The sequence below is a fragment of the Dissulfurispira sp. genome (assembly GCF_036745535.1).
Lineage (GTDB): Bacteria > Nitrospirota > Thermodesulfovibrionia > Thermodesulfovibrionales > Dissulfurispiraceae > Dissulfurispira.
In genome coordinates, this window is sequence record NZ_DAIOFX010000006.1 from 41274 (window position 1) to 53354 (window position 12081).

Below are 12081 nucleotides of genomic sequence, written 5' to 3' on the forward strand. Positions count from 1 at the left end.
TACCTATGAAAAAAAGAATTATCTCTATCGCAATATTAGCCATTCTCTTAGGCATCTCTTTCTATGCACTAAGGGGTCCCAATATTTCCAATGCCCTAAAAAAAGTGATATTGCCTGAGCTTGAACTGATGACAGGCAGGAAGTTCATAACCCAGAAGATATACATAAATATCTTCCCCCTCTTTGTAGAGATGAAGAATGTGAAGGCCTTTGATGACAACGGCAATCGTATCTTTAGTGCTGAAAGAGTCAAAGGCTATGTCGGGATCTCCGGACTGTTGAGAAAGGAAATAGTTATGAGGAGGCTCGTCATAAAAGGGCCTGTTATACAGTCAGATAGAGGGCAGGTTGAGGAGATAACACAAAATGTAAAAAATTATCTTGCAGAAGAATCAAAAATGCCCTTCAAGGTAATCATAAAATCCGTTGATATCGGCAACGGCGTTTTATCACTTCAGGACAAAGATTATAAACTGCTGGCTGAGGGGATGAATGCCGAGATAACAATATCCCATACCCCGCGGTTCAGAATATCTTCTCGTGGCATTAGCATAATGAAAGAAGGGTTTCCTGAATTCACATCCATGCTGGAGATGTTTTTCTTTCTCAAAGAAGGGAAGGTGGATCTGAAAAGCTTAAAGATACTATCCCACGGCTCTGAAATAAAGACATCAGGAACATTTGGAACAGAAAAATTAAGCGGTGAGTTCAGCACAGAGATAAATCTATTAACCGAATCCATAAAAAGAATCTTCGGTCTTAAAAACAAGGGAGACGGAAAGGTAGTTGCTCATGGTTCGTTAAGGATCGATGACCTGAATGCAGGCCAAAAGATATGGACAAACAAGGTTTTTATGGACTTGAAAATCAAAGGCGATCTATTCATCGAGACGCTCATGGAATTGCTTTCAGTAAAAGAGACATTAAAGGGATACCTGAATTTTGACGGAAAACTAAGTGGATATTTAAATAATCTTCAGGGGAATGCAAAGGCGCGGCTCGAAAACGGAAATCTCTTTGATGTAGAGATTGACAGCTTAAACTGCAATGTATCTTATAAAGACGGTACCATGAAATTTACCGATGGGAGTGCCCGTCTTTATAAAGGGACTGCTCATGTCGAAGCCACAATACAACTCCCTGTTGTTAATTATTATACGCTTAAGGTTGGTGTAAAGGATGTGAGCAGCAAAGGCCTGTTCAAATTGATACGATGGGATCCGCATATCCCGGAGGGCAGGGTTTCAGGTGAGATCGAGTCTGCAGGCAGCGAGTTTAACCCTCACGGCAATTTCTATTATAGCAATTTATATTATATTGGCGTGCCAAAGGACAGAGGCATCCTTGACAGGGTGAAAAAGATCGAAAGCGAATTCAGCATGAAGGGAGATGAAATATATTTCCCTAAAATATTCATCTCCACCGATAAGTCGAGCATCTTAACATCAGGAACCGTTGATCTTAAAAAGAATACCCTGAGTTTTGTAGGGAACGGAGCAACCGATGATGTAAAGGAGTTTTCATCTCCATATTTTACTGCATTATCAGGCCCCGGAAAATTTAACTGCTCTGTATCCGGTACATTCAAAGACCCTGTAATAGACCTGAAATTTGCATCGAACAACACAATATTCTCAATAGGTGAATTGGGCATCCCCGATGTATTGAAAAAAAGAGTAATAAATTTCGACAGGGCAGATGCTGAGATGATATACAGAAAAAACCTTTTGACTGTTAAGAACATCACAGTCAGCACTGCAAAAGAAGAGTACAGGGCTTCAGGAAGTGTTTATTTCAAAAAAGCACTGGAACTGTTCGAATTAAGAGAGCCTGATTATGACTTAAATATATCGGCAAGAAATATTGATATTAAGGCCCTCTCTGACACATTTCAAGATGCCCCTACATTTGCAGGAAACATGGATGCGGATTTCAGACTCTATGGAAAACCTTATGATATCAGGGCGTCAGGAGACGTCCATGCAAAGAGATTATCTCTGCAGACCCTGCAAAACAAATATTCTGTGGACAGCGCAGACGGAAAGGTCTCGTATGCAAAGAGGGAGTTCTCATTTGGTTCCTTACGTATAAAAAGAGGCACATCGACTCTTAATGCTAACGGAATACTTACTTTAGACAAGAGATTTTCTTTTGCTGCTCGCGGCCAAAATGTAAAAGCTGTCGATATCATACCCAATGATTCAAATGGTTCAAACAGTTTAAGCCGTTTAAAAAGCTCCAAAATTCTCGAAACCATTTTGCTCACAGATACAGATATCAAAGGAGAAGGGACATTCGAAAATCCAAAAATAGAATTAAAGAGCAGCATAAACGGAGGGAGCTATAAAGGACATTCCATTGGAAAGGGGATGCTTAAAGGCATATTGATCGATAAACATGCAGAAATCGCCGCAGAGTTTCTAAATGGCAGGATGAGCATAAAAGGAAATGCAGATCTTACCGAAAAACTACCGTGGTCTGCCACGGTCGAACTGCAAACTGCACGGTATGACTTTATCGCCGCCGGTTTTTTGAAAGACATTCCTGAGGATTTATTGCTTAACCTCACAGGCAACATAAAGGCATATGGAGACAAAGATCACATAAATGCCATTGCAACAATAAACAGGGTGCATCTCTATCTCTACGGGATTGGTTTTACTAACAGCACTGACATTATAGCCAGACTCGATGACAGAAAACTCTCCATCGGGGCATTGTCCATGAAAGGCGATACCACAGAGCTTAAACTAAGCGGAAGCATGACGATAGGTAAAAGCTATGATCTGCTTTTAGAAGGATCTTCGTCTCTGGCGCCTTTAAAGGCAATATCAAAAACCATAGATGTCATAAAGGGGAATGCATCCTTTGTTTTTTCTGTTTCCGGCGATTGGGAAAAACCCAAAATAAACGGAGGCATGGATGTAAGCAACGGAACCCTCGGCTTTAAGGATATAAGCTACCGTCTTACTTCCATCGCTGCATATATATATATAGACGAAGACCACATTACCATTGAGAGGGCCAACGGAAAACTTTCGGGCGGAGACGTGAGCATATCGGGAACCGCATACCTGGATAGGTTTTCCATAAAGAGATTTTTCATAGAGTCACGATTGCATAACATAACAGCCTCTGTATCCAAGGACTTCTGGGTCAGTTTTGACGGTAATTTATATTACAGGGGCACTCTAAAAACACAGACCCTCATGGGCGACATTGCCATAAAGAAGGCGAAGTACAGCGAAAGGATAGAGTGGAAGAGCTGGCTTCTCAAGGCACGGCCCAAGGAAAGGCTGCGGGTTGAGGTCACTAAGCTGGATAAAACCAACCTGAATATCAGGGTATCGGGTACAAACCTTTTCATTGATAATAATGTTGCAAGGGCTTTAATGAAAATGGATATCCTTCTGAGGGGAAGTATAGGCCAACCCATACTCTTGGGCAAGGTGGAGGCAAAAGAAGGAATCGTTTATTTCAGAAATAATGAGTTCAAGGTATTAAAGGCAAGTGTAGATTTTGCAAATCCCAATCAGGTAAACCCATACTTTGATATTGCGGCAGAAACAAGGGTAAGGAACTACAACATCAGACTCAATCTGGGCGGTTATATAGAGCAGTTTAATCTCTCACTGTCATCCAGTCCAGCACTGGATGAAACAGATATCTTTAGCCTGCTTACCGTCGGACAGATGGGAAAACACCTTAAGGGACTCGAAGGCGGCATTGGTGCAGGTGAGGCTACCGCATTCATTACAGGGAAACTGCAGGATGTATTCGAAGAGAGGCTAAAAACTATTACCGGATTTGACAGGGTTCAGGTAGACCCGTATGTCTCAAAATCTACAGGCACCGTTACGCCACGCGTAACAATAGCAAAAAGGCTTTTAGGAGACAAGCTTTATGTGACCTACAGCACTGCTGTGGGTACAGGTGAAGAACAGGTATTGAAATTGGAATATACATTGGGGAAAAATACATCCCTTATTGGACTAAGGGACGAAAGAGGCGGAATAGGTGGAGATATTAAATTCAGGTTTGAGTTCAAATAGAAAAACAGGCGATAGGCGATGGGCTATAGGTAATTTTCTTCTCGTACTTCTATTGCCTATTGCCTGTTGCCTATTGCCTGTCGTGGCTTATGCTCAACCCTTTATCAATAACCCTTTACCAATAACCAGCATTAAGGTTTCAGGCCTTTACTCAATTTCTGAGGATGAGCTTTTATATTTGCTGGATATTAATAAAGGAGAAGTCCTGAATAAAACCAATGTGAGGGAGGGCATCAAAAGGGCTTTTTTAAAGGGGATATTCGAAGACATTATTGTTGAAAGTCTCGATGATGCCAACACAAAAATAACGATAACAGTGAAAGAAAAAAATATAATAGATTCCATAAAGGTTACCGGGAATGATTATTTTTCCGACAGGTTTATCAAAAAACAGTTCGGCATAGAAGATGGAGAGAGATTAAATACCCTGAATTTAAAAAGGGCAACTGAATCTTTGAAAAATGGATTGAAAAAAAAAGGATTTGTTAATTCAGATGTCACTTTAAACATCGTCCATAAAAAGAACAACAGGATTGCTATTGTAATTAATATCTTAGAGGGACAACCTGAAATCATAAAAAAGATCATAATCTCCGAGCCGGAGGATATTGTCAAATCATATTTAAGGCTTTCAGAAGGAGATATTTTTGATCGTACGGAAATAGAGCGTCTGGCAAAGAAGGTAACACAATACTATAAAGAGCAGGGATATGTCGGAACATCACTTGTCCATTCATATAGCAACGGAATACTAAATATAAGGCTTGACACAGGTAAAAAGCTCGCTATTTCATTTAACGGCAATACTGCAATACAATCGAAGATATTAATGAAAGAGATGCCGTTCTTCGAGGTAAACGCCTTCAGCGACAACCTGGTAGAAGAGACAACAGCGAGGATAATAACACTGTACCATCAATACGGTTATCCTTTTGCTCAGGTCGCACCTGTAATATCCACCTCTAATAATGTCGTCTCTCTTGAATTTTTTATATTCGAGGGGCATCGATATATAGTGGATTCAATAGCATTTGAGGGCATCTCAGGCGACCTTACCATTCCTCATGAGAGCCTGAAAGATGTCTTAACATTGCGGTCAGGCGGCTACTATAACCCTGATGCATTGAGGGCTGACATGGAGACAATAACAGAGTTTTATCATGCACTCGGCTATCTATATGCGGAGATTCAGGAGCCTGACATAAAAATTACCGACAGCAGGGTAGAAATAAAATTTTATATAAAAGAAGGGCCTCAGGTGAGAATATCCAGCATCTCTATAAAAAACAGCAAGCATATAAAAGAAGAAGATATTCTAAAAGAGATGCCGTTAAGACAGGGGAGCCCATACAATGAGGTGGATATATCGGATGCAAGAAGAAAAATACTGGAGACTTACAACAAGCGCGGATTTTTAGATACTGTAGTTACTGTAGAAAGGGAAATATCCGGCACTGCTGCACATATCACTTTCTCTATACAGGAGGGAGAAGTTACCTTATTCGGGAAGGCCATTATTATAGGCAATGAGCAGACAAAATATCGTGTTATCAATAGAGAATTCCTGCATAAAGAGAACAGCCCTCTCAACTACAATCTCGTACTTCAGGAACGGCACAGGCTTTACAGATTAGGTCTGTTCACGGATGTGGAGGCAAAACTCTCAGACAAAGTGGGGGATACGCGGGATGTACTTTACAGGCTGAAGGAGGCCGATGCCGGAGCCGTGGAGTTTGGTCTTGGTTATGGCGAGTACGAGAGGCTCAGGGGGTTCTTCGATATAAGCTATAAAAATTTGTGGGGGATGAACAGGCAGGCATCATTCAGGACAGAACTAAGCACACTGGAAAGGCGGTTTATACTGTCGTATTACGAGCCATGGTTTATGGAAAAGGATCTGGCATTCAAGGCATTGCTCCTGCATGAAGACAGGAAGGAGAAAGGCATAGATACAGGAGATATGCGCTATAGAATAAGGAGGGACACTGCAAGTGCAGGTATAGAAAAAAAGCTCAGCGAAACAGTAAAGGCCGAGCTCTATTATGACTTCTCTGTTGTAAAAACCCGTGACATAAAGCCTGATATAGTGCTGAGCAAAGAAGATACAGGAACACTCATAACAAGCGGGATCCGTCCCGGACTGATATATGACACCAGAGACAATCCCTTTGAGCCGAGAAAAGGGCTTCTTGCCGGATTGTCTTTTAAAGTGGCATCCGCAGCCCTTTTCTCAGAGACAGACTTTGTCAAGATGTTGTTATATGTAAACAAATATCAGAGCCTTAGCAAAAGGATAGTCCTTGCAGTATCGATAAGAGGAGGGGCCGCAAAGGGCTTTGGGAGCACAAGGGAACTTCCCATTGTCGAGAGATTTTTCCTTGGAGGCAGGACAACTGTCAGGGGCTACGAACAGGATACCCTTGGGCCTAAAGGAACAGACGGGACTCCTACAGGAGGGAATGCCTTTGCAATGGGTAATGTCGAATTCAGAACTGACGTTGGAAGGGGGTTCGGCGTTGTTGCCTTTCTCGACGCAGGAAATGTATGGAAGAAGATGGAGGATACAGATATAACAAACCTAAAATATACTACAGGGCTTGGATTAAGGTATAACACACCTGTTGGTCCATTCAGATTGGACTATGGCTATAAATTAGATAGAGAAATAGGTGAAAGCAAGAGTGAGATACATTTCAGCATCGGACATGCGTTTTAAAGACAGGTTAAGGTTGAGGTTAAGGAAAAGATTTAATGTCCTTTTTGCATTATCTTTTCTATTCTTTACCTTTACCTCTACCTTTACCTGTTTCTCTGAGGTAATCGACAGGGCAGTTGCGTATGTTGACGATACAGCCATAACACTTTCGGAGTTCCAGGAAAATTATATAAAAATGAAAAAAACCGTAACAGATATAACAGAAGAAGATGTCATAAACTCCATGATAAACCGTTTGCTGCTTATTAAAGAAGCAAAGAGGATGAGACTTGAGGCCCCCACGGATGACGAGCTTTTAAAGGACTACATTGACATAAAAATTGGCTCATTGATCCTTATAAAAGAAGATGCAATTAACCAATTTTATATGGAGCACATAAACGAATTCAAGGGCAAGGATTATTTATCCGTGAGGGACGAGATAGAAAAGTATTTGTTTGAGATGGAAACAAACAGACAATTGAAAAGACATGTTGAAGAGTTGAGAGCCAATGCAGAGGTAAAGATACAACTTAAAGATAGATAATCACAGCACGCTCGTCGCATTCAGGGAATTTCGGGCATTTCAGGCAGTCGCCCCATATCTTACGAGGAAGTTTAGCCTTATCGATTTCTGAAAAGCCGATGTTTTTGAAAAAATCAGGCTGGTATGTAAGGGCAAAGACCCTTTTAATTCCCAGTTCCTTTGCATCCTTTAAGCATCTCTTGACGAGGTTCTTGCCTATGCCGGCTCTCCGGTATTCCTCTTTTACAGCCATGGATCTGATCTCTGCAAGGTCCTCCCATAAAATGTGCAGGGCACAGACGCCCTTGATTATCCCCTGATCTTCATAAACGAAGAAATCCCTTATTCCTTCGTAGAGGTCGTTGAGCGCCCTTGGAAGCATTTCCTCTTTTTTGGCAAACTCGTTTACAAATTTATGAATGTGTTTTATATCAGTTATCTTTGCCTTTCTTATCTTCAAATAATCTGTATCCTTTCTTTATCAGATCCTTGTTCACGTCTGCAGATTCTTTCCTGCGGGCCGGGGTTATTTCATCGACGGCATGGATTACAGAATCGATGTTTAAGACATGGGTAAGTCCCACAAGTGCGCCTATCATAACCATATTCGCAGATTTTGTGTTTTTCAAAGATGCGGAGACCTCTGTTGCAGGCACGCCGATAGTTTTAATATCACTCCTTTTGTCTCTGACATTAATTAGAGAGGAATCATAGATTAAAACACCACATGGCAGAAGCCTTTCCGAGAAACGGTTGTATGATGCCTCATTCATTGTTATCAGGATATTGGGGTTTCTTATGACCGGAGAGCCTATCATCTCTTCGGAAATAATGACCGTACAGTTTGCAGTGCCCCCCCTTATCTCTGCACCATACGATGGGAACCATGTAACCTCTTTCCCTTCAAGCATTCCGGAATAAGCTATTAATTTCCCTAAAAACAGTATGCCTTGGCCTCCGGAGCCTGCAATGATTATTCTGTTTTCCATTTGTCTTTTAAAACCCCGAGTCTGTAAACATTTATCATTTTATTTCTCATCCATTCAACAGCCTTCTCCGAGGACATCCACCAGTCGGTGGGGCATGGCGATAATATCTCCACCATGCTGAATCCCTTGCATTCCATCTGATACCTGAAGGCCTTTTCTATCAGATTTTTCGTATCGATGAGATTCTTAACCGAATCAACCGCAGCCCTTGCAATAAAGGAGACACCGTCGATTGTTGCAAGCATTTCCGACACATGCAGGGGATAACCTGCTGTTTTTATATCTCTGCCCTTTTGGGTCGTGGTGGTTTTTTGTTCAGGCAAGGTTGTTGGAGCCATCTGTCCGCCTGTCATTCCATAGGTGGCATTATTCACAAAAAAGACTGTGATGTTTTCTCCCCTGTTTGCTGCATGGATAATCTCTGCGGTCCCGATTGCAGCGAGGTCTCCGTCTCCCTGATATGAAAAGATAACCCTGTCCTGCAGTGTGCGTTTCATACCGGTTGCAGCAGCAGGCGGTCTTCCATGGGCAACCTCTATCATGTCAATATCAAAGTAATCATAGGCAAAAACCGCACAACCTACAGGGGCAATACCGATGGTTTTTTCTTTAATGCCCAGATTGTCTATGACCTCTGCTATTAATCTGTGAATTAAACTGTGTCCGCAGCCCGGACAATAACGGAATGGTGTTGTTTTGAGGCTTTTCGGCCTTTCAAATACCTTTTTCATAGCTACGATTATAACATATGATAACTTATAATTGCTCCTTCCAACAATCCGTAGTCGCTTACAACAACCTCCTTAATGTTTAATGCCTCCATGAGAGCCAGTAAAATAAGAGTTCCTGATATTATTATGTCAGCCCTTTCTGGTTCCAATCCCTTTATCTTACTCCTCTCGTTGTGAGGCAGCGTGATTAATCTTTTATAGATTGTTTTAAGGGTAGGTAGGGAGATTTTATGGAGATGTATTTTGTCTCCATCATATTCATCCATGCTCATATCGATAGCCGCTATTGTTGTAGCAGTGCCTCCAGTGACAACTAAGGATAGTGATGAGTGACAAATGATGAGTGATGAGTTTAATGCCATAAAAAATTGTTGAGAGATAAGGTTTTTCATATGAATGAGTTCTTCAGGAGCAGGGGGGTCATGTTTTATAAAGGTTTCGAAGAGTTTTACAGCACCTATAGGGATACTGCCCATATTTAGTTTTGAGTTCTGCACATTAGCCTTTTTATAAAGTATCCATTCAGTACTGCCTCCACCAATATCAACTAATAAGAAATGGGGAAACGGAGCGATGGAGTGATGGAGTGATGGGAGAATCCCTTTTAAGGTTAATTCTGCCTCTCTTTCTCCGGATATGACCTCGATATCTATTCCTGCACCTTTTTTAATATCCGCTAAAAACTCTTCGCTGTTTTCTGCCTCTCTTAAGGCACTTGTGCCCAAAGCGATTATTTTTTGTACGCCGTATTTTTTGCAGACTTCTTTAAGCTTTATAATGGACGTTATTGATTTTTCTATGCTGTCTGGACTAAGTCTGTCGGTTTTTTGCAGGTCTTTGCCGAGTCGTGTGACAAATCTATTTGTGGCAATACGAACTATCTTTCCTTCCCTTACACATCCAACTAAAAGTCTGATCGTATTTGTTCCTACATCTATAACTGCAATAGGAGCAGGGCAGATATCCTCATATCTCTTGGAAAAAGGCGATGGCTTCACTGACAGCATTTTCTATGGAAACCTTTCTTATCTCCTTTGTACGGCGGTCTTTAATCTCCATTTGATTGTCTTTTAGGTTTTTTTCTCCCAGGACAATATGAACGGGTATGCCAATAAGATCCGCATCCTTAAATTTAATGCCTGGTCTTTCATCCCTATCATCAATAAGAACATCCATACCGTTTTTGGTAAGCCCCTCATAAAGGATTTCCATAACCTCAAGTGTCTTATCGTCATTGATATTTATAGGAATTATTTCGATATCAAACGGCGCAATACTTTTAGGCCAGATTATTCCATCCTTATCATGGTTCTGCTCTATGGCAGCAGCAGCGATCCTTGAAAGACCGATGCCATAACTGCCCATTATCATAGGTTTTTCCTGTCCATCCCTGTCAAGGAATACAGCATTTAATGGCACTGAATATTTTGTTCCCAATTTAAAAATATTACCTATTTCAATTACTTTCTCTGTTTTAATTAAAGCATTACATTTATGACAGTGGTCGCCTTCTTTTGCAGTGTGCAGATCATGCCATTCAGCCTCAAAATGAATATCCGGTTTCACTCCTTTTATATGATAGTCAGCTTTATTGGCACCTGTTATATAAGTTCCTTCCTTAAGGATAGAATCTGCTAATATGCGTAACTTATGACCCATCGGACCTATAAAGCCTGCCTCTACTCCGAGGATAGACGTTACCTCTTCCTTAAGGGCAGTCCTGAATTGTCCGATTACCCTTAAAAGTTTCTTTTCATGCAGTTCCTGGTCTCCACGTATAAGGACAAGGACAGGTCCTTCAGCAGCTATAAATAAAAGACTCTTAATAAAATAGGTCGGCTCAATACTTAAAAACTCAGAAACCTCTTTTACTGTCTTTTTTTGCGGTGTGTGAACTTCTTCATATTTCCATCCCAAATCCTTAATTGCGGGCGAAACAGAACGTGCAACTTCAACATTGGCAGCGTAACCACACATATCACAAAGGATAATCTCATCCTCTCCAGCAGGGCTGGAGGCCATGAACTCATGGGCAGTTGCACCCCCCATCATTCCCGGGTCTGACTCAACCTGATAAAATTTAAGACCGCATCTCTTAAATATCTTATGATAGGCATCAGCGTGAAACTTATAGTTTTTTTCAAGACCGTCTTCATCTGTATCAAAACTATAGCTATCCTTCATAATGAACTCCCTTGTCCTTAAGACACCACTTTTAGGTCTGGCCTCATCCCTTAGCTTTGTCTGTATCTGGTACCATATCTGTGGCAGTTGTCTGTACGAACGGATTTCCTTGGATGCAAGCCATGTCACTATCTCCTCATGGGTCATTCCAAGACACATATCCCTGTCTGTCCTGTCCTTTAAACGAAACATCTCATCTTTTATTTCGTACCATCGGCCTGTCTTTTGCCAGACCTCGGCAGGGTGGAGTATTGGCATCGATATTTCCTGAGCGCCTATTGCTTCCATTTCTTCTTTAAGAATTTTGTTTATTCTATTTAAAACACGCCAGCCGAGGGGGAGGAATATATAAAGCCCGGCAGCAAGCTGTCGGACATAACCGGCCCTGAGCATAAGTTTATGACTGATAGCCTCTGCTTCGGATGGAACTTCGCGCATTGTAGGGATAAACATCTTAGAAAATCTCATAAAACAGCCTCCAAGTAGAGATGATATTCAATATATCAGCAAAAACAGTAGAAAGGCAATCTAATCTTATTGATTAATATTAATGTCTTCAGGGTTGACAAATTTTTAGCTGTTTCTATGGCAGACCCTATATTTTCTATAGCTTCATCAGTAAGTTCTTGCCTTTGCATTTTATGCTGCCATAGATAAATAAGCCCATAAGCCACCTTCTTGCCATCATTTATAGCCTTCCTGAGAAGATAAAGAAGTACTATTACAAGAACTATCAGCAATACTTTAAGAATGAGACTATCCGATAGGAATTTAACATTCGCTAGCAATGCAGCTGGGTCATAATGAGAATGTGCTATTATTACAAACATACAATATTTTATAAAAGAATATGTATTTTTTAAAAGTATTTTATTTATCTATCTAAATAATCTGTTAGCTTTCA

8 protein-coding genes are annotated in these 12081 nt (G+C 41.0%); 3 read left to right on the forward strand and 5 right to left on the reverse strand.

The annotated features are described in order from the left end of the window. The first annotated feature begins 5 nt into the window (after positions 1-5). The 3 genes from V7L97_RS02710 to V7L97_RS02720 are packed head-to-tail and all read left to right on the forward strand — an operon-like array spanning position 6 to position 7294. A complete protein-coding gene (locus tag V7L97_RS02710) occupies positions 6-4052 on the forward strand; it encodes a translocation/assembly module TamB domain-containing protein (RefSeq protein WP_333653223.1) in 4047 nt (1348 codons plus the stop codon). Beyond that, on the forward strand, positions 4018-6768 hold the full coding sequence (bamA, locus tag V7L97_RS02715) for an outer membrane protein assembly factor BamA (protein ID WP_333653225.1): 2751 nt from the start codon (positions 4018-4020) through the stop codon (positions 6766-6768). The genes V7L97_RS02710 and bamA overlap by 35 nt, the downstream gene beginning before the upstream one ends. Further along, positions 6722-7294, forward strand: coding sequence for a SurA N-terminal domain-containing protein (locus V7L97_RS02720; RefSeq protein WP_333653226.1), 573 nt, complete (start codon positions 6722-6724; stop codon positions 7292-7294). The genes bamA and V7L97_RS02720 overlap by 47 nt, the downstream gene beginning before the upstream one ends. Here V7L97_RS02720 and V7L97_RS02725 read toward each other — a convergent pair. From V7L97_RS02725 to V7L97_RS02745, 5 genes are read right to left on the reverse strand one after another with little or no spacing between them, the layout of a single operon-like run. Further along, positions 7281-7733 carry an N-acetyltransferase gene (locus V7L97_RS02725; protein ID WP_333653227.1) on the reverse strand — a complete coding sequence of 151 codons (453 nt, stop codon included), beginning with the start codon at positions 7731-7733 and terminating at the stop codon, positions 7281-7283. The two genes, V7L97_RS02720 and V7L97_RS02725, sit on opposite strands and share 14 nt — an antisense overlap. Further along, entirely contained in the window at positions 7705-8262 is a 558-nt protein-coding gene (locus tag V7L97_RS02730) for a 2-oxoacid:acceptor oxidoreductase family protein (RefSeq protein ID WP_333653229.1), read from the reverse strand. Before V7L97_RS02730 ends, V7L97_RS02725 begins: the two co-directional genes overlap by 29 nt. Continuing rightward, positions 8247-8993 carry a thiamine pyrophosphate-dependent enzyme gene (locus tag V7L97_RS02735; RefSeq protein ID WP_333653231.1) on the reverse strand — a complete coding sequence of 249 codons (747 nt, stop codon included), beginning with the start codon at positions 8991-8993 and terminating at the stop codon, positions 8247-8249. The genes V7L97_RS02730 and V7L97_RS02735 overlap by 16 nt, the downstream gene beginning before the upstream one ends. A gap of 8 nt (positions 8994-9001) precedes the next feature. After that, the gene (locus V7L97_RS02740; protein ID WP_333653233.1) at positions 9002-10000 is read right to left on the reverse strand and encodes a Ppx/GppA phosphatase family protein; all 999 of its coding nucleotides are present in this window, start codon (positions 9998-10000) and stop codon (positions 9002-9004) included. Next, on the reverse strand, positions 9960-11645 hold the full coding sequence (locus V7L97_RS02745) for a proline--tRNA ligase (protein ID WP_333653235.1): 1686 nt from the start codon (positions 11643-11645) through the stop codon (positions 9960-9962). The genes V7L97_RS02740 and V7L97_RS02745 overlap by 41 nt, the downstream gene beginning before the upstream one ends. Positions 11646-12081 lie beyond the last annotated feature (436 nt).